At 64.7% G+C, this 17777-nt stretch carries 17 protein-coding genes and 1 pseudogene; 11 read left to right on the forward strand and 7 right to left on the reverse strand.

Going from position 1 to position 17777, the window contains the following annotated elements; genetic code table 11:
- Window positions 1-52: 52 nt before the first annotated feature.
- Window positions 53-1252 (reverse strand): acyl-CoA dehydrogenase family protein, encoded by a 1200-nt coding sequence (locus tag ON40_RS40675; protein WP_245568210.1) that lies wholly within the window; start codon window positions 1250-1252, stop codon window positions 53-55.
- 415 nt (window positions 1253-1667) lie between these two features.
- On the opposite strand from ON40_RS40675, the gene ON40_RS40680 reads away from it, so the two are divergent.
- Window positions 1668-2540: a VOC family protein gene (locus ON40_RS40680; protein WP_051194364.1), complete on the forward strand. Its 873-nt coding sequence runs from the start codon at window positions 1668-1670 to the stop codon at window positions 2538-2540.
- A gap of 178 nt (window positions 2541-2718) precedes the next feature.
- On the opposite strand, the gene ON40_RS40685 is transcribed toward ON40_RS40680, so the two are convergent.
- Window positions 2719-3174, reverse strand: coding sequence for a MaoC family dehydratase (locus tag ON40_RS40685; RefSeq protein WP_040830911.1), 456 nt, complete (start codon window positions 3172-3174; stop codon window positions 2719-2721).
- A 190-nt stretch (window positions 3175-3364) separates the two neighbouring features.
- Between ON40_RS40685 and ON40_RS40690 the strand changes: the two genes are divergently transcribed.
- A complete protein-coding gene (locus ON40_RS40690) occupies window positions 3365-4045 on the forward strand; it encodes an SDR family NAD(P)-dependent oxidoreductase (RefSeq protein WP_051194365.1) in 681 nt (226 codons plus the stop codon).
- A 43-nt stretch (window positions 4046-4088) separates the two neighbouring features.
- Complete coding sequence (locus ON40_RS40695; RefSeq protein WP_040830913.1) at window positions 4089-4868, forward strand: enoyl-CoA hydratase/isomerase family protein; 780 nt, start codon at window positions 4089-4091, stop codon at window positions 4866-4868.
- Between the two features lie 94 nt (window positions 4869-4962).
- On the opposite strand, the gene ON40_RS40700 is transcribed toward ON40_RS40695, so the two are convergent.
- Entirely contained in the window at window positions 4963-6105 is a 1143-nt protein-coding gene (locus ON40_RS40700; protein WP_040830915.1) for an acyl-CoA dehydrogenase family protein, read from the reverse strand.
- 32 nt (window positions 6106-6137) lie between these two features.
- Window positions 6138-6638, reverse strand: a complete 501-nt coding sequence (locus tag ON40_RS40705; protein ID WP_051194382.1) for a MaoC family dehydratase — start codon at window positions 6636-6638, stop codon at window positions 6138-6140.
- A 248-nt stretch (window positions 6639-6886) separates the two neighbouring features.
- Between ON40_RS40705 and ON40_RS40710 the strand changes: the two genes are divergently transcribed.
- From ON40_RS40710 to ON40_RS40725, 4 genes are all read left to right on the forward strand, one after another.
- The gene (locus ON40_RS40710; protein WP_040830916.1) at window positions 6887-8008 is read left to right on the forward strand and encodes an acyl-CoA dehydrogenase family protein; all 1122 of its coding nucleotides are present in this window, start codon (window positions 6887-6889) and stop codon (window positions 8006-8008) included.
- A gap of 143 nt (window positions 8009-8151) precedes the next feature.
- Window positions 8152-9342, forward strand: coding sequence for an acyl-CoA dehydrogenase family protein (locus ON40_RS40715; RefSeq protein WP_040830917.1), 1191 nt, complete (start codon window positions 8152-8154; stop codon window positions 9340-9342).
- A gap of 3 nt (window positions 9343-9345) precedes the next feature.
- Window positions 9346-10551, forward strand: a complete 1206-nt coding sequence (locus ON40_RS40720) for an acetyl-CoA hydrolase/transferase C-terminal domain-containing protein (RefSeq protein WP_051194366.1) — start codon at window positions 9346-9348, stop codon at window positions 10549-10551.
- 688 nt (window positions 10552-11239) lie between these two features.
- Complete coding sequence (locus tag ON40_RS40725) at window positions 11240-11944, forward strand: TetR/AcrR family transcriptional regulator (protein WP_174435112.1); 705 nt, start codon at window positions 11240-11242, stop codon at window positions 11942-11944.
- A gap of 593 nt (window positions 11945-12537) precedes the next feature.
- On the opposite strand, the gene ON40_RS40730 is transcribed toward ON40_RS40725, so the two are convergent.
- On the reverse strand, window positions 12538-12777 hold the full coding sequence (locus tag ON40_RS40730) for a hypothetical protein (protein ID WP_169541994.1): 240 nt from the start codon (window positions 12775-12777) through the stop codon (window positions 12538-12540).
- 702 nt (window positions 12778-13479) lie between these two features.
- Between ON40_RS40730 and ON40_RS50830 the strand changes: the two genes are divergently transcribed.
- The 3 genes from ON40_RS50830 to ON40_RS40740 all read left to right on the forward strand — a co-directional run bounded on the left by ON40_RS50830 (window position 13480) and on the right by ON40_RS40740 (window position 15875).
- A complete protein-coding gene (locus ON40_RS50830) occupies window positions 13480-13824 on the forward strand; it encodes a hypothetical protein (protein ID WP_245568211.1) in 345 nt (114 codons plus the stop codon).
- 53 nt (window positions 13825-13877) lie between these two features.
- Window positions 13878-14717: a hypothetical protein gene (locus ON40_RS40735; RefSeq protein ID WP_040830919.1), complete on the forward strand. Its 840-nt coding sequence runs from the start codon at window positions 13878-13880 to the stop codon at window positions 14715-14717.
- Window positions 14718-15071: 354 nt separating this feature from the next.
- On the forward strand, window positions 15072-15875 hold the full coding sequence (locus tag ON40_RS40740) for a crotonase/enoyl-CoA hydratase family protein (RefSeq protein WP_040830920.1): 804 nt from the start codon (window positions 15072-15074) through the stop codon (window positions 15873-15875).
- 57 nt (window positions 15876-15932) lie between these two features.
- Here ON40_RS40740 and ON40_RS55250 read toward each other — a convergent pair.
- Window positions 15933-16198: pseudogene (locus tag ON40_RS55250) on the reverse strand (IS256 family transposase); the annotation flags it as partial.
- Window positions 16199-16471: 273 nt separating this feature from the next.
- On the opposite strand from ON40_RS55250, the gene ON40_RS40745 reads away from it, so the two are divergent.
- Window positions 16472-17002 (forward strand): TetR/AcrR family transcriptional regulator, encoded by a 531-nt coding sequence (locus ON40_RS40745; protein ID WP_281033112.1) that lies wholly within the window; start codon window positions 16472-16474, stop codon window positions 17000-17002.
- 139 nt (window positions 17003-17141) lie between these two features.
- On the opposite strand, the gene ON40_RS40750 is transcribed toward ON40_RS40745, so the two are convergent.
- Window positions 17142-17771 carry a TetR/AcrR family transcriptional regulator gene (locus ON40_RS40750; protein WP_040830922.1) on the reverse strand — a complete coding sequence of 210 codons (630 nt, stop codon included), beginning with the start codon at window positions 17769-17771 and terminating at the stop codon, window positions 17142-17144.
- Between the last annotated feature and the right edge of the window lie 6 nt (window positions 17772-17777).

A 17777-nucleotide genomic window follows, 5' to 3' on the forward strand; every position in this document is an offset into this window, starting at 1 on the left:
CTTTCCTCGGCCGTATCCGTCACTGAGCGCGTAGTCGTGATCGATGCTCCGCTCATGCGCCACGCTCCTTGGGCAGACCGAGGACACGATCGGCGATGATCCCGCGCTGAACCTCCGCGGAGCCGCCCATGATCGTCGAGGCCCGGCTGTACCACCACTCGGCCCGCCACTGCTGTGCGACCGGGTCGTCCTGGAAGAGGAATTCGTCCGGCAGCACGTCCCGGGCGAGGTCGTGCAGTCCGGTCTCCACCGTTGCCAGCAGGATCTTGTCGATACTCGCCTCGGGCCCGACCGTCTGTCCGGCGGCGAGCCGACGCACCGTATCGGCGCTGCGCGCCTTCAAAGTGACTATGTCGCAATAGCATTCGCCGAATCGGCGGACCACGCCGTCCGCAAGCCGCCGCCCGGTCAGCATCGCACGCAGTTCGCGCAGCCGACGCGAGGCCACGGTGGCGCTGAGCCAGGCGTACATGGCCCGCTCGAACTGCAGCAGATACATCGCGACCGCCCAGCCCTGACCCTCCTCGCCGAGCAGACGTGAGGCGGGGACCACGGCATCGTCGAAGAACACCTCGGCGAGCTCGTTGTGCCCGCTGGCCAGTGCGATGGGCCGGATGGATACGCCCGGGGTTTCGGCATCGACCATGATCATGCTGAGTCCGCGATGCCTGCTCTCCAGCGTGCCGGTACGGACCAGGCAGACCAGCCGCCGCGCGGTGCTGCCGTGGCTGGTCCAGATCTTCTGGCCGGACAGGACGTAATTCTCGCCTTCCCGTCGGGCGCGGCACCGCAGCACGGCCAGGTCGCTACCCGCCTCCGGCTCGGAAAAGCCCTGTCCCCACCACTCGCCGCCGGCCAGATAGGACGGCATGAACTGTGCCGCGAGGGCCGGGGCGAACCGCAGCACGGCCGGGCCCAGCGTCTCCAGTAGCTTGTACTGCTCGGGCACGACCAGTCCCGCGGCGCTCAGCTCGTCGTACAGCACCGCGCGATGCCGCTCGTCTCCGCCGTAGCCGCCGACCGCTGCGGGCCAGCCGTAACGATTCCAGCCGCCGTCGCTGAGCACGTTCATGAGCGCGGCATTGTCGGTCATCCGGTCTTCGGTGGTCGGATAGTCGGCGCCACGCCAGCGCTCCAGCGCGGGCTCCGCGTCGAGGAAGTGGCGCAATGCCTGCCGGTAGGCCGACGGATCTTGCGCCCAGTCCGCACGCGCATCGGGGTGGGAGATCTCCATCCTGGTCGCCCCGGTCATCCGAATCCGCCCTCGATCGATAGCTTGGGTACGAACGGGTTCTGCATCGACCCCTCCTGGATCCGGCGGCCCCACCGAGGGCCCACGCGATGGCGATCATCGCCCGCGCCCTCGACCGGCCGGTGAGAACGCGGGCGCCGGTAGCATGTGGCCCCACAGTAGCACGACACTTGACTATTTTGTCAAAAACAGCTTACCTGATCGCGGAAATGCTCATTTTGCAGGTAATTTCGATGTCACAGCCAGATCCGAGCCGATGTCCCAACGATCACAAGACTCGGAAGACAGATAGTTTGACGAAACTGTCATATATAGCTACGTTTGACGATTACGCGACTCTGACGTCCGCTGCGGCCCGATCTCTGACAGGGAGAACTCTGCTGTGAAACCATCTCCTGAGCACGCTCACGCCGTGATGCATTGCAACCTCAACACTGTCGATCACGCGCGCGCCGAGGCCTACTACACGACACTGTTCGAGGTCGCACCCCGGATGCGTTCGACCGGCAAGGGCGTCGACGCCACGTGCATGGGGATGCCTTCGAGTATCGACAGCGAGACGGTATTTCTCTATGATCAGCGCGGCCCGCGCGCGGCCGCCGCGCTCGAACTCGTCGAGTGGCAGGCGCCCGCGACCGCCGCGCTGCCCCTGAGTCCGGGTGCTCCGGGCCTGTCGGCCATCGGGTACCGCGTGCCGTCGCTGCCCCGGACTCGCCAACGGCTCGTCGATGCCGGTCATCATCCGGTGGAGGTCACCGGCGGCAGCCTGGTCCGCGGAACCCACCGGCCCGCGGTGCGAGTGCAGGATCCCGACGGGGTTGTCGTAGAAATCGTCGAGATCGAGGGGGCGCCGTCGGACCCGCAGACCGCGATCATTTCCCATGAGCGGCTCACCTGTTCGGCTCTGTCCGCGAGCCTGCGGTGGTACTCGCGGATCGGCTTCGCCGAGCGCGCCCGCGGCGAGGACTGGATATCGCTGATCCTGCCCGAAGACCCGACGTTCTCGCTGGAACTCGAACAGGCGCCGTCGGCCGCGGTGACACCGCAACGCGCCGCCAATACGCAGGGCCTCTACCGGATGGCACTCGCGGTCGACGACGTCCGCGACGCGCACGCGGCCCTGGCCGCGGCCGACCACCCCGGCCTGCAGCAGCCGTCGTTCATCTCGATGCCCGACGTTCCGACCGGCGGCTTCACCGTCCTGTTCCTGGCGGACCCCGACGGTGTGGTTGTCGAACTCGTCGACCGGCCGCGCACCGAGGTCCGTCGGCCATCCGAACCCCGCTGACCTCCTCGGCAGCGACAACTGGAGCTTCATGGGCGGCATGCACGGCGGTTCATGGGCCTGCCGGTCCGGAACCCGACGGCGCAGGACGCGCAGGTATCGGCCTGAGGTCCGGGTTTTCCGCAGCAGGAAGGCGCCGGATCGCGCTGTGCGATCCGGCGCCTTGCGCTCGGTCCACAGCTCAGAAGTAGTAGCGAGCCACGAGTTCCGCGACACAGCCCGGCTTGTCACCGCCTTCGATCTCGACCGTGGTCCCGGTGATCAGCTGCACACCGTCCTCACCGACGCGCTCGGCTCCGATCAGAGTGCTGCGCGCCCGAATCCGGTCGCCACCGCGGACCGGCGCCGGGAAACGAACCTTGTTCAGCCCGTAGTTGACCCCCATGCGTATACCTTCGATCCGGCGCAGCTGGTTCAGAAAATACGGCACCAGCGAGACCGTGAGGAACCCGTGGGCCAGCGTTGCGCCGAACGGGCCCTGGGCCGCACGCTCCGGGTCGACATGAATCCACTGATGGTCCTCGGTGTCATCGGCGAAGCCGTCGATGCGCTTCTGCTCCATCAGGAACCACTCCGTCGGCCCCAATTCCTGGCCGACCGCAGCCTCCAGGTCCGCGATACCACGGTAGATCTGCATAATTCGCCTTCCGCTGACTGGATGGAAACCCGGTGCACAAGCGCACTTCGGATGCTCTCGAGAATAGCGATCATTCGCCAAATTAGTCAAATGATTTAACTGGTTCAGAAGGACCTTCCGGATACTGGCAATGGACACTATATAGATATATGATTCTACTAAATGAACGATTCCGATGAGAAGGTGGCAGATGCGGGTACTGGTGATCGGCGCGACAGGCGACGTCGGGCAGGGCGTTATCACATCCTGTCTGAAACGCGGATGGACAACCGTCGCGGCGGGACGAACGAATTCGACGCTCGCCGACCTGGCCCAGCAGCACAACAACCCGCTGCTGTCCACGGTGACCGGAAGCCTCGACAGCGAATCGGCGGCCGCCGAACTCGCGGACGCGGCCGATATCGCGACCGTCTCCGCCGTCGTGGTCACCGTCAGCGCGCCGTGGCGGCCGGCGCCGGTCGCCGAATGCGGCTGGGACACCGTCACCGAGGTGTTCGACAAGCTCCTGCGCCCCCACGTCAATGCCGCACGGGTGCTGCTGCCGCGCCTGTCGCGGGGGGCGACCTACCTCGCCATCGGCGGTGGCATGGCCGACGCCGTCTTCCCCGGCATGGCCCCGGTGTCGATGGTCCAGGCGGCCCAGCGCAACCTCGTGCGCGCTTGGTCCAAGGAACACCGCGACTCCGGGGTGAACATCCGGGAACTTCTGATCGCCGCCATGGTCAACGGCCACAGCACCCGCGCCGTGGCCGGCCCCGACTGGCTCACCGATATCGAGATCGGTGAACGGGTCACCGAACTGCTGGCCGACCCGCACTCGAATCCCGGTCCGGTACTGACCTTCTCGGTCAAGGACCGAGCCGGAGCCTGAGGCCCGGCGACCGCAAACCCATCCGAACACCCAGGGAGAACCCATGAGCTCGACATTCGAACCCGAACTGCTGATCGAGGCGCGTGGCGCCGTGCGCATCGTGACCCTCAACCGGCCCGATGCCCTGAACGCGGCGAACGAGGAACTGCACGACGCCGTCGTCGGGGTCTGGCGCCATATCGCCGCCGATCCGGAAGCGCGGGCGGTGGTCCTGACCGGAGCGGGGCGTGCGTTCAGCGCCGGTGGCGATTTCAACCATCTGCGCGCCGTGCGACTCGACCGCAACAAGCGGCGTTCGGAGATCGACGGGGCACGGGCCCTGGTGACCGAAATGGTCGACTTCCCGCTGCCGATCGTCGCGGCGGTCAACGGGCCGGCGGTCGGACTCGGTTGTAATCTCGCGGTGCTCAGCGATGTCGTCCTGATCGCCGAGAGCGCCTATATGGCCGATCCGCATGTGGGTGTCGGACTCACCGCGGCCGACGGCGGCGCACCCACCTGGCCGCTGCTGATGGGCCTGTTGCGCGCCAAGGAGTACCTGTTCACCAGCGAGCGCATTCCCGCCCAGCAGGCCGTCGCGCTCGGTCTGGCCAACCGCGTGGTGCCCGACGATGAACTGCTGGAGCAGGCGGTCGCCTTGGCCGCCAAGTTCGCCGCCCAGCCGCCGCAGGCCATCCAGTCCACGAAGCGGGTGCTGAACCTGCACGTCAAGCGTGCGATCACCGGAATTCTCGAATACGCGCTCGCGGAGGAATTCCAGTCCTTCGACACGCCCGAACATCAGGCGATCGTCGATGCATTCCTGAGCAAGAGCAAGTCCTGAAAGCCTGACCGGGTAGTACGGCAGAAGCGAACAATCGCGGGTGCCGGCCGATATCGGCCGGCACCCGCGATTGTCGTGCTGGGCGGCTCGGCCCTCAGAACCCCATCGACCGCCCGATGAGGTCCTTCATGATTTCGGTGGTTCCGCCGTAGAGGCGCTGCACCCTCGAGTCGCGCCAGAGCCGGGCGATCTCGTATTCGTTGATGTAGCCGTAGCCGCCATGCAACTGCATGCAGCGATCCAGGATCTCCCACTGCACCTCGGAGGTCCACCACTTCAGCCCGGCGGCCTCCTCGGCGGTGAGTTCGCCGGCGTTCGCGGCCAGGACACACTGGTCCAGATACGACTGCGCCACCTCGAGCTTGGTCTTCATCTCTGCCAAGAAGTGCCGGTTGACTTGGAACTTCCCGATCGCGGTACCGAACGCCTTGCGATCGGTGGCGTACGAGAGGGTCAGGTCGAGGGCACGCCGAGCCATCGGCAGCGCGTAGGTGGCGATGCCGAGCCGCTCATAGGGCAGGTTGGCGACCAGATGATAGAAGCCGCGGTTCTCCTCACCCACCAGGTTCTCGACCGGCACCCGCACGTCGTCGAAGAACAGTTCGGCGCTGTCGGTCGCCCGCTGGCCGATCTTGTCCAGCTTGCGGCCCCGGGTGAAGCCGGGCGTATCGGCTTCCACGACGATCAAGCTGATGCCACGACGCCCCGCGGATGGATCGGTCTTGGCGGCCACCAGGACCAGATCGGCCAGAATGCCGTTGCTGATGAACGTCTTCTGACCGTTGATGACGTAGTGGTCGCCCTCGCGCCGGGCGGTGGTCTTGATGCCCGCGAGATCCGAGCCCGCCGCCGGCTCGGACATCCCGATGGCCGTGATCGTCTCGCCCCGGACATATCCCGGCAGCCAGCGCTTCTTCTGCTCATCGGTGGTCAGGCCGATGAGGTAGGACGCCATGATGTCGTTCTGGATGCCCAGGCCGATCCCGGTGGAACCGGTCGCGAACATCTCCTCACTGACGATCTGATTGAAACGGAAGTCGCGCAGCCCGAGGCCGCCGAACTCCTCGGGGACCTCCCAGCCGATCAGCCCGAGCTCGCCGGCCCGCTGCCAGGCTCGCCTGCTGACCTTCCCTTCGGCCTCCCACTCCTCCACATGCGGAGCGCACTCCGTTTCGAAGAAGGCTTTCGCGGTCGCGCGGAACTGCTCGTGCTCCGGCTCGAAGATGCTACGGCGCATCGCCTGTTTCCTCCATCTTGCAGGTAAATTAACTAGATGATAGAACTACTACTTCCGCGAACCAAGCGAATCGGCCGGTATTCCAGCACGACCGCGCCATCCCGTTTGACCACCGAATTCTTCGTCGTGACAACACCTTTGCCGCCAGAACTCGTCGGCCTGGATTCCAGCACCTCGACCACGACGGTGATGGTGTCGCCCACGAAAACCGGGCCTTTGATGCTCAGATCCGAACCCATGAGCGCCATGCCGGTGCCGTGCAGGACGCCGGTTTGCAGGACCAGCCCCTCGGCGTAGGCGAAGGTGAGGGTCCCGGGAACGATCCGCCCGGCGTATCCCGCCTCGACCGAACCCTGCTCATCGAGAAACAGTGGCTCGCCGAACCCGGCGAGGGCGACGAAGGCGATCAGGTCGGATTCGGTGATGGTCCTGCTACCGGTCCGGAACCTGGCCCCCGGCCGCATCTGTTCGAATGTCTGCCCGCGCAGGACCGGTGCGATCGCCCACGGATCCGGTTTCTCGCCACTACTCATCTGATCACCTTCCACTGATGGTCCATATCAGTTATATAATTTATCTTAATTAGAACGAGTACGACCGGGCGTGACACAGGGCGTCAGCCCGGAGCTCCGGCCGCAAACGCCGATGTCGGATCGCCGCGACGACCGTCTGCCGCCCGGCGTCACGCCGCCGAACCGGTACACCACCCGGAGAGATATGCGAACTTTCCGTCATACTGCTAAATTATTTAGAGATTATACATGATTAGGCGGGAGTGGACATGTACGGCGTACGCAGCGCGGAACAGCGGGAACTGGCCGCCGCCGTTCGAAAGTTGTTGCAGGAACGGTCATCGGAGGCCGCCGTCCGCGCGACGATGGATACCACCGAGGGGTACGACCGGGAGCTCGCGACGCTGATGGCCGACCAGATGGGCCTGCACGGCATCGCCATCCCGGAGGAGTACGGCGGCGCGGGCTTCGGCTTCGTCGAACTGAGCGTGATACTCGAGGAAATGGGCAGGGCGCTGCTGTGTGGCCCCTTCTTCAGCAGTGTGGTCCTGTTCGCTGCCGCGCTACTGGAATCCGGAGACGACGACGCCTGCACAACCTGGCTGCCGCGGATCGCCGCGGGCCGGCTCGTCGGAACGGTGGCCTTCGCCGAGGATGCCGAGGGCTCGCACGAGCAGTCGATCCAGCTGGCGGCGCGCCGCGACGGCGAGCACTACCTGCTCAGCGGCCGCAAACGGCATGTACTCGACGGCGTGCTGGCCGAGGCGATCGTGGTCGCCGCCCGGCTACCGGAGGGGGTGGGCCTGTTCGTCGTCGACACCGCTCTCGGGCTGCGGCGCACCGCCGTGCCGACGCTGGACCGAACCCGCAGACAGGCCACCCTCGACTTCGAGGACACGCCGGCGCGCTTGCTCGCCGGGCCGGAGCAGGGCTGGGCGGTACTGCGCCGGGTGCTCGATCGCGCCGCCGTCGCGCTGGCGTGCGAACAGGCCGGTGGCGCGGAGCGCGTACTCGAGATGGCGGTCGACTACGCCAAGACCCGTCACCAGTTCGATCGGCCCATCGGTTCGTTCCAGGCAATCAAACACAAGTGCGCCGACATGCTGGTCGCCGTGGAATCGGCGCGCTCGGCCGCGCGCTGCGCGGCCGAGGCGGTGGCCGCGAACGATCTCGATCTGGAGCTGCTGGCCGGGCTGGCCAAGACCGTCTGCTCGGACGCGTTCAGCCTGTGCGCACGGGACAACATCCAGATTCACGGCGGAATCGGCTTCACCTGGGAGCATCCGGCACACCTGTACTACAAGCGCGCCAAGAGCGGCGAGGCCCATTTCGGGACGCCGCGCCACCACCGCGAGCGAATGGCACTGCGCGCGGAGGCGCTGCCGGTATAGGCAGCCGTGCCCGGCGCCCGGTTCGGCCCCATCTTCGCGCTGCGGCCGATTCACCCGTGATCTAGATTAATTAACTATCTATTTGACCTATTTCATTGCCGCCCGGCGGATTCGACCGGACGAGCGGCGAGAAGGGAGCCGGCATGGCATGGACGCTGACCGAACACCAGGGTTCCGGGAACACGTCCGATCAGGCGGAGGACACCACCGAATTCCGCGCGCAGCTGCGGGCGTGGCTGGAGTCGGTGCCCAGGCCGGCCGGCCTGCGGGACTACGGACCCACCCCGACGGTGGACGATGTCCCCCCCGGACGGCAGTGGCAGCGCCTGCTGGCTGACGCCGGCTATGCCTGCCTGCCGTGGCCGGCCGAATACGGCGGCCGCGGCGCGAGCATCATGGAACAGGCGGTGTTCGCCGAGGAGACCGCGCGCGCGGGGGTTCCCCGCCAGCTGGGACTCGTGGGCCCCGCGCTGGCCGCGCCGGTGATCATGGAGTTCGGCACCGCTGGGCAGCGCGCCCGGTATCTGGAGCCGATCCGGGTCGGCGAACACCTGTGGTGCCAGCTGTTTTCCGAGCCGGGAGCCGGATCGGACCTGGCCTCGCTGCGCACCCGCGCGGTCGCCGACGGCGACGAGTGGGTGGTCGACGGACAGAAGGTGTGGACCAGCGCCGCGGCGGCAGCCGACTACGGTCTGCTGATCGCCCGGACGGGCCCCGGCCGATACGACGGCCTGACCGCGTTCATCGTCCCCATGACGACGCCCGGGATCACCGTGCGCCCGCTCGAACAGATGGACGGTGAGAGCAAGTTCAACGAAGTCTTCCTCACCGGCGTACGGCTGCGCGCACAGGATCGGCTGGGAGAGGTCGGGCAGGGCTGGCCGGTCGCGACCGCGACACTGGGCACCGAACGACTGTCGCTGGGCACACAGTCGGTGTCGATGTTCGCCGCACTGGACGATATCGTCGCCGCCGCGACCCGGCGCGACCGGCTCACCCCGCGCCTACGCGAGGACATCGTCTCGATCTGGACCCGGATATGGCTGCTGCGCGCGACCTGGCTGCGCGCGGTGCACGCGGAATCCTCGCTCACCTCTCCGACCTTCTCGGTCCTGAAGGTGATGAGCTCGGAAACCCATCGCGATCTGGCGGATCTGGCCGTCGACGCCCTGGGGCTCGATATCACCGACGATCCCGCGGACAACCCGATCGTGCACCGCATGCTCGTCGCCCGGGCCCAGACCATCCTGGGCGGCACCAGTGAGATCCAGCGCAATATTCTCGCCGAACGAGTGCTCGGGCTCCCCCGCGAACCCGCCGTGAAGAAGGTCTGACCGATGCCGGCCGACAGCGCGGCGCTCGCATCGCTCATCCGCCCGGGTTCCACCGTCGCGATCGGTGACGGGTTCGGGGCGCCGCGAATGCTGTCCAAGCAGCTCACCGCGGTGGCCGAGAACACCGAGGGCCTGCGACTCGTCCTGGGCTGGGTGCCCGTCGCCGATCCCGATCTGGGCCCCACCGCCTTCGCCGATGCGCGAACCTTCATGCCCGGCTGGGGATTGCGCCCGGCGGTCGCGCAGGGTCATATCCGGTTCCTGCCGGTGCGGCTGGGCGCCACCCCCAAGCTGCTGCACGGTCCGCTGCGTCCCGACGTGCTGGCGGCCACCGTGGTGCACACCCCGGCCGGATATCGGTTCGCCAACGAGGTCTCCTGGCAGCACGCCGCGATCGACGCCGGCGCCCGGGTGGCCGCGGTGGTGTCGCGGGCCGCCCCGGTGTGTGCGGCCGGCCCGGTTCTGCCCGCCGAGCGGGTGACCGTGGTCGGGGAGACCGACCAGCCGCCGCTGGACATGCCGGACGAACCACCGGCACCGCAGCTCGAGCGCCTGGTCGAGAATCTGATTCCGTTCATTCCCGCGGGCGGCCGACTGCAGATCGGCCCGGGAGCGCTCGGCGCGACGGTGCTGCGCAGACTCGAGGTCCCGGTGCGCATCGACTCCGGGCTGCTCCCGGACTCCGTGGCCGACCTCGCCGAGCGAGACCTTCTCCTCGGCACTCCGGTGGCGACCTACTTGGCCGGTGGCCCGCGGTTGCGGGAGTGGGTGTCGGGCCGGGAAGTGTTGCACCCCGTCGAATTCACCCACGATCCCGGCCGCCTGTCGGCATCGCCGTTGTTCGCGGTGAATACCGCGGTGGAAGTCGATACGGACGGGCAGATCAACGTCGAAGGCACCGAACGTGCCGTGGTCGGTGGCATCGGCGGTCATCCCGATTACGCGGCCGCAGCGGCGCGGTCGGTGGGCGGGCTCAGCATCATCGCCGTGACCACGACGCACCGGGGCCGATCGACCCTGGTCGAGCGGCTCTCGCGTCCGGTCAGCACACCGTCTCACGATGTCGACATCGTCGTGACCGAGCACGGCATCGCGGATCTGCGGGGTCTGGACCGCGCCGAACGCACCGAGGCACTGCGCGCCGCGTGGGGTCCCGCGGGCGTTCGCGGACCCGACGCGTCTCCCGAAACATCCAGCGGCACACCATGATCGCAGGGGCTGTCAGATCGGCGGAAATTCCCGGTCGGGATCGGCCACGATCACTTTCGGTTCCACCGGACGGCCCGGCCACGGGCATTCGGCCAGCGCCGGGAACCGCCCGGTGTGACCACGTCGAATCGTCGCTGTTCGCAACACTTTTCGCCGGGTGAGAAAGAGGAAGGTTTGCCGCGCGCAACGAGATGCTCGTCTTTCTGGAGCTGCTGCGCCACGAGCTGGACGCGCTCGTCGCCGACCTGCCCGGTGCGGAGTATTCATCTGATGCCTGGTTCTTAGACGAACTAACTCCGCGCTGCCGCGTGTGCGGCCCAAGTCCGCACGCTGTGGTACTGCACAGTGATGCTACCGGAGGTGCGGGGCACGGTCGGCGGCGATTCACCCGGCCGCCCGTAAGGATAGTTCCATCGGGCGTGAGTATGACTGCGGCAGAAACTATTTCGGCATGAGTGGCGCTGCCGGGCAGCTCGCACCACCAGCCGATGCCCGTCCGCACGGTCTTCCCGTGCTGATCCCGCGAGAGACTGGGACCTGCGGAGCCGGGGGAACAGCCGTCGTCGCGACCCGGCATCAGCACAGTCTGCGATAGTCACGATGAGGTCGACGCCGCGCGCATCCGGGAGTCCGTGCGGCATCGAGCGTTCGGCGTGGTGCGCAGCGTACGCTCCGCGGAGGAGGTCATATGGCGCGAACGGAGGCGGCAGGTCAGGGCGCTGGAAGGGCACGCAGCCCACGTGGCCGGGGTGAGGAATTGCGCACGGAGATCCTGGCCGCGGTCAACCGGCTGCTGGCGGAATGGGGCGGGGTCGACACGCTGACGATGCGTGCGGTCGCCCATGAGGTGGGCAAGACCGCTGCGAGTATCTATCTGCACTTCGCCGATAAGACCGAGCTGGTATGGGCGGCCTTGTCGGACAAGTACGCCGAGCTCGCCGCGCAGATGACCGATGCGGATGCGAGCGCGGTATCCGGCGGCCCGCGCGAACGACTGCGCGCCCAGGCGCACGCGTACTGCCGTTTCGGACTCGACCATCCCGGCCACTATCGGCTGATGTACGAGGTGCGGCAACCCGAAGTGGATATCGCACGGATCCGACGGCATCCCGCGCGACTGGTCTCGGAGAACTTCCGGAAGGGTTTCGAGCGCTGCCGCGAGTCCGGATACGGACTGGCGTTGCCGATCGAACAGTCCGCGCAGCCCCTGTGGCACGGCTTACACGGCGAGCCGGCACTGGCGCACAGCCTGTTCTCCGACGACTCGACCGAGATATTGACACTGGCGATGGCAGACGGGCTGCTCGACACCTGGTTTCCGCCGCACCGAACAGTACCGATCGGTGGCCGTCACCTGCGGATTCGCCTACGGCCCAGCGCATCCGCTCGATGACGCTACACGGCGACACCCGCTGATCCGATCGCGGTAACACCCGGGCAGCGCCCGGGACGACATCTGGCGACTCCCCTGGACGCATCCTCGAGGCGAGGCGTACAACCCCTAACTGAACTTAGTTCAGTTACATTCGCTAACGAGTTTCGGAAGGATCCGACAATAGGTGGCGGCCACCGGACACCACCGAGTCAGCGACTTTCCGGGTGCCATCGGTCACGCGCGAACCCCCTGATACCAGAACCGCATTTTCGAAATGACATTCTCACTCTAGCGGCCTCCTGATGCCGGCATGCGCGCCCGCCGTGTGCTCTGCATTTGCGCGAAGTCCGGCGATCCCTGCACCACGCACCGAACTCAGTCTTCATACCGATCCGCTAAGCGGGCAATGCCGGTTCGGCAGCAGTCCATGCGGAAGCGGGAGTGTCGGGCAGTGTGTGTACCGACAGCTCTACGGATTCACCTGTGTCAGGTGATTCGTCAAGCTGCCGATCGTCGGAAGCTCGTGTCGATGGTGAAACGCGGGATACCGTCGGCGGTGCGTGGTGAGGGTGACGGGACCCCATGGTTCGGTCCAGGACCGAACCATGGGGTCAGGTCAAGTGCAGCGCGGTCGTTGCCGCGGTTCGGATGTTGCGGCGGGTGAATCCTGTTGTCCAGTCGATGGTGACGGCTGCCTCCGCGTTGAGGCATTGCCGTGCAACGAAGTAGGCGTCGTTGTGCGATGGCGCTATCACCGGGGTGACCTGCTTATACAACGCTTCCAGCGTGGATGTTGCACTTCCGTGGCACAGCAACAGATCCGCGTCGGCCAAGTGCTGGCTCAGGTTCAACTCGCGACGGACGTCGAGGACTGAATCCGTTCGGGCACCGAGGTATTCGGCGAGTTCTCGCAATATCGCCCGGGAGAGGTCGTGCCGGATTTTGATGGTGATCGACTTGACTCCGGCATCGATGAGCCCCAGTGCGGCTTTGAGGTTCCGCTTTCACGGAGATCTGTTCGTTGCACCGGACCGGCCGGGCGGGTGTGCTTCATTCGGTTCGAAGCTGCCGTAGTGGTCCTGCGGCACACTGGCCGGCACTTCTCCGATTTCGATCTATTCCCTTGAGACCGACACAGTCTCCCCGAGGGAGGATGCGTCTCATCCCGGGGATAGTCGTAGCGTCGATTCGCTTGTGAGATCGTGACGTATATGCCGACGACTCCATGATCATCCGCTCCTACCGGTAGGATATCCGCCTCCACCCGCCCTTGCTTCAAATGGATTTCCGCCCAGTCCAAGTCATAGCCATATGTTCGTGATGCCCTCAGGAACTACAGGGTTCGCAGCCGACAGTCGAAGCAGCCTGGTTGCCACCGTCATCCGACACGAAACAAACCCCGAGAGAAGAGCGGTGATGTCTGAGTACATCGTTGATCAGGGCGGTGTATATCCGCCGATGATAGACTCGGCCGCCGCAGCCAATGCCGATGCGTCCCTGAAGACCGGGCCGCCGAGGACCGCGACGTATTCTGGGCCGAACCGGCACACCGGTTGCATTGGCACAAGCGGTTCAGTTGTGTCCCGAACTGGGACGACACCCGGGTCGGTCGCTGGTTCGGCGACGGCGAACTCAACGTCGCCGACAACTATCGACCGCAACGTCATGGCCGGGCACGGCGACAAGGTCGCCATCCACTGGAAGGCGAGCCCGGCGACCGACGCGCCATTTCGCCTATCCCCAGTTGCAGACTCTGTTTACTGGTGCCGCCGACATCAACTGGATCACCGGCCACAGCGACATCGCCTATCGCCCCCTGCCCCCAAACTGGCGCGGACCTTCGTCAAATGCGAATGAACACCTATGACGCCGAATTCGGCGCTCACACTCCCAGCTAGACCATTGTATCGAACCTATCAGGGCATACGCACTCAAGAGCCGAGGAGGCACCGTGGGACGCACCCCTCCCGATGTCATGCGACATGAACTCGACCTGCTGTGGCAGAATATCTTTACCTGGACAAGCTGGGCCATCGTCGCCGTAATGCTTATCATAGCTCTGCGTATGTGCCTCCGCCAGCGCACCCCATTCTACATTTTGGCATGCCTAGCAGCGGGCGTCGCCGCCTTCGCGGAGCCGCTGTACGACGTCGCGTTCGACCTCTGGTTCTACGATGTGCACAACGGCAAACCAGGAGCTATGTATTCGCATTTCACGGCATTCGGAGTAGTCCAGCCGAATTGGACCCACAGTGGATATATAATCCTGTATTCCAGCGCATGCATATATGTCGGTCGACGCATATATGCCGGGCGGCTGAACCGCATCGGACTGCTTGCAGTCTGGGTCGCCGAGATCATCACATCATGCATTTTCGAGATCGTCGGCACAGGAACCAACGTATACACCTACTACGGACCGTACGAACTTCGAATCTGGAACTATCCGCTGGCGATCGGCGTCCTCGAAGGGACTCAGGTTATATTTTTCACCGTACTTGCAGTCCAGATCTGGCGACACGTTTCCACGCGATGGGGCCTGCTAAGCCTGTTCCCAGCCTTCCCGATCACAATGTTCGGTGCGAATTTCGGCATAGGCTCGCCTCTCATCATCGCACTCCATCTCAGCGCGCCCACATTTTCCAGCGGCATTGTTTGGGCCGCCACAGCCCTTACCTTGACACTGTGTTCCATCGCTGTCATCTGGGCTGGAAAATTCCTACCCAAGCCTCCGTCCAAGGCCGATCCGGATGGCGAGCCAACTCCGCATACGTTGGCTGCGGCAATATAATGCCCACAACGGGGCAGTACCTGAACCGAGGATTTCAAGGTCGTAATCGGCCAGTGGGCCGATCACGGGTCCGCCGCTGGTGCGCCAGGAATGTACTCACTTCTACCCGATTCCTCTTCAAGGGGTTCGACCGCTGCCACGGCTATCGTGCGAGCCATTTTTTCTCGGAGCACAGCGGCGACGAACGGGACGTCCGCTGCAGATTAAGGAACCGTTCCCGGGAAATTCACTATCAGGGCATCGATTCCGGCACTTCGGGGAGAATGTGGCGATGCGGAGAAAAATAGACTGTGCCCATGGGGAGTAGGCCACCTCTAGCGCGGACCGCATCATCAGCAACGTATAGTGAGTAGCATGAGCGAAGAAAGAGTTCGTATTCGAGTAAGCGAAAGCGGTGTCGCGATTGTCGCGATGGCGCGCGCCGACAAGCACAACGCGTTGGATTTCGCAATGTTCGAAGGCTTGATCCACGCGGCCAACCGGTTGGCCCAGGACAGACGAGTCCGGGCAGTGGTACTTCATGGAGAGGGCGTGAGTTTTTGCTCAGGTATAGACATTGAAAGTTTCCTCGCTAGTTCTTCTGGAATCGACACACTACTCGTTCGCGAACACGGATATTTAGCAAATTTTGCCCAACGTGCCGCCTACGACTGGTCGAGGGTTCCGGTACCGGTGATCGCCTCCATCAGCGGCAACTGTTTCGGGGGCGGCATGCAGATCGCATTGGGCGCCGATATCCGTATCGCTGCACCTGATGCGCGACTGTCCATCATGGAGGTCAAATGGGGGCTCGTGCCGGATATGGCTATCACACAATCGTTGCCGCGCCTCATGGCCATCGATGTTGCAAAAGAACTGACATTCAGCGGTCGGATCGTCTCGGGAAGGGACGGCGAAACACTCGGTCTGGTGACTCGGACAACAGAAGACCCCCTCGCATCTGCACTGGCTCTGGCGGAGGAGATCGCCCAGAAGTCTCCGGATGCGGTTCGAGCAGCCAAGCGCCTCTACAACAAAACCTGGACCGGGGCGGACACTGCTGCTGCCCTGGCGCTCGAGACCGATCTGCAAAGACAACTCTTCGGAAAACCGAACCAGGTGGCCGCGGTCACAGCCGCCGTCTCGAAACAGCTCCCGACATTCGTCGACCCCGATTAGCCACCAAGAGGGAGACATCGTCAAGTCTGTGGATCGGCAAGTTTCAGGCGACCTCCGTTACATGGTGTCGGCCGGGCAGGTTGACGATCCCGGCGTGGTGTCGAGGGGGCGTTTGAGCAGTTCGCCCTCGTGGAACAGCACTCCGGTGCGGACGAGCGCGACGAGTTCGCCGGGGTGACCTTGTGCCGCGTGCTTGTGCGCCCTCCTCGATCAATTTTCACGCCATGGCGATTCCGGCCGCACGGCAGCGCAGCCCCCTTGGTGATCTTGGTCGGGAGTCGGACGGACGCGAAAGTTGATTCGATCGGATTTGTGGTGCGCAGACCGTATCCGGCGGTTGCAGTTCGCTATCATTTGTTACTGGCAGTTCACTAGACCCAAGCATACGGTTTGCCACGACCAGCCGTACAGCGATTGCAGGGCCAAATTCCCCGTCGCTAGGCGGCAGGTCGACCAGATTCCCCATTCGTAGTCAATTGCCGCTAACATTGCTGGGACCGTCGTCGCCACAGACCCGGAGGTGAGCCATCAGCGAGCAGACAGCCCGCGACGTCGAGCCACCGGCTCGGATCCGCGACCCCGCACGCAAAGACCGCATCCTCGTTGCCGCAGCAGACCTGGTAGCTCGCAGGGGTTTTCATGCTGTATCCATGTCCGATATCGGCCATGCGGCAGGAATCACAGGCTCGGGAATCTACCGCCACTTCGACAGCAAGTCGGCCGTGCTCGTAGCACTGTTCGAGCAGGCGATCGATAACCTGCTTCTCGATGAACACAGCATCGTGGAATCGGTCACGGATCTGCGACTGGCGCTCAACCGCCTGATCGAAGGCCAGGTCGAGTTCGTGGTGGCCGATCGCGAACTGGCGCAGGTCTACCACAACGAGATCAACAATCTCCCAGAAGAGGACAGCCGCAGGCTACGACGCAAGCAGCGGATGTACATCGAGGAGTGGGTACACCTGCTCGACGAACTACGCGACGACCTTTCCGACGCCGATGCGCGAGCAGTCGTTCACGCTGCCATCGGTGCGATTCAGTCGACCTTGTTCCACAACACGGGCCTGTCGGAGGATCGTCTACGTCGGCTTCTCGCCGATGCCGGAAGGACCGTGCTCGGGCTGTGAGTCCGCCCCACGGCGGGGCGGAGCGACACCGGCCGTAGGTTGCACCGCGGCCTTGTCCTGCTCGCCGAACCGGGCTCGGAACTCCAACCACTATGGTGTCGAAAACCATGCGATGCCCTTCGGCGATGGATATCGGCGTCTACTCGGCGAGCAGAACTCGCGCAGTATCCCGCCATTGCGCAAGGTGCGGATCTCGTACCGGAGTGCGCGGGTCGAATCCGTATGTCATCGAGATTCCCCGCATGCTGGACAAAAGTATGTCGATCGTCTGCTGATAGCGCGGTCGGGCGGACCAGACCGGCCCGAACATCGCCGCGAGAGTTTCGTGAATCGCCTTCTGCAACTGCCGCTCCGCCGGTCGCAACGCATCCCGGAGCGAGTCATTGTGTCGAGCCGCCAACCAGAGCTCGATGGACGCCCAGAAGAAGGGCTGATGGAAATTCGTCCACATCTGGTCGATCGCTTCGTCGATGCGGGCGGGATCCTCGACCGGTGCGGTGATCATCGCCCCGACCTCCACTCGGAGCTCCGCTACCCGCCTGGAGGCAAGGTGCTGGACGGCCCCGACCAGGAGCTCGTCTCGCGAAGAGAAGTGATGCAGAAGACGCCCCCGGGAGATACCTGCCAACTGCTGGATCCGGAGGGTCGACGCTCCGGCGTATCCGTATTCGACCAGGCATTTCACGGCCGCATCGAGGATCTGCTGACGACTGGCTCGGCTGCGTTTCTCTTGCTGTTGCAGATAGCTCTCGGCTCGCGTGGCGGTCATGACCTC

The organism is Nocardia jiangxiensis NBRC 101359, from assembly GCF_000308615.1.
Taxonomy (GTDB): Bacteria; Actinomycetota; Actinomycetes; order Mycobacteriales; family Mycobacteriaceae; genus Nocardia; species Nocardia jiangxiensis.

What these genes read in the sequence shown, in the direction of transcription:
- ON40_RS40675 (WP_245568210.1), bottom strand. Translation starts at nt 1,252, where the DNA reads ATGACCGGGGCGACCAGGATGGAGATCTCCCACCCCGATGCGCGTGCG.
- ON40_RS40680 (WP_051194364.1), top strand. Translation starts at nt 1,668, where the DNA reads ATGCATTGCAACCTCAACACTGTCGATCACGCGCGCGCCGAGGCCTAC.
- ON40_RS40685 (WP_040830911.1), bottom strand. Translation starts at nt 3,174, where the DNA reads ATGCAGATCTACCGTGGTATCGCGGACCTGGAGGCTGCGGTCGGCCAG.
- ON40_RS40690 (WP_051194365.1), top strand. Translation starts at nt 3,365, where the DNA reads ATGCGGGTACTGGTGATCGGCGCGACAGGCGACGTCGGGCAGGGCGTT.
- ON40_RS40695 (WP_040830913.1), top strand. Translation starts at nt 4,089, where the DNA reads ATGAGCTCGACATTCGAACCCGAACTGCTGATCGAGGCGCGTGGCGCC.
- ON40_RS40700 (WP_040830915.1), bottom strand. Translation starts at nt 6,105, where the DNA reads ATGCGCCGTAGCATCTTCGAGCCGGAGCACGAGCAGTTCCGCGCGACC.
- ON40_RS40705 (WP_051194382.1), bottom strand. Translation starts at nt 6,638, where the DNA reads ATGAGTAGTGGCGAGAAACCGGATCCGTGGGCGATCGCACCGGTCCTG.
- ON40_RS40710 (WP_040830916.1), top strand. Translation starts at nt 6,887, where the DNA reads ATGTACGGCGTACGCAGCGCGGAACAGCGGGAACTGGCCGCCGCCGTT.
- ON40_RS40715 (WP_040830917.1), top strand. Translation starts at nt 8,152, where the DNA reads ATGGCATGGACGCTGACCGAACACCAGGGTTCCGGGAACACGTCCGAT.
- ON40_RS40720 (WP_051194366.1), top strand. Translation starts at nt 9,346, where the DNA reads ATGCCGGCCGACAGCGCGGCGCTCGCATCGCTCATCCGCCCGGGTTCC.
- ON40_RS40725 (WP_174435112.1), top strand. Translation starts at nt 11,240, where the DNA reads ATGGCGCGAACGGAGGCGGCAGGTCAGGGCGCTGGAAGGGCACGCAGC.
- ON40_RS40740 (WP_040830920.1), top strand. Translation starts at nt 15,072, where the DNA reads ATGAGCGAAGAAAGAGTTCGTATTCGAGTAAGCGAAAGCGGTGTCGCG.
- ON40_RS40750 (WP_040830922.1), bottom strand. Translation starts at nt 17,771, where the DNA reads ATGACCGCCACGCGAGCCGAGAGCTATCTGCAACAGCAAGAGAAACGC.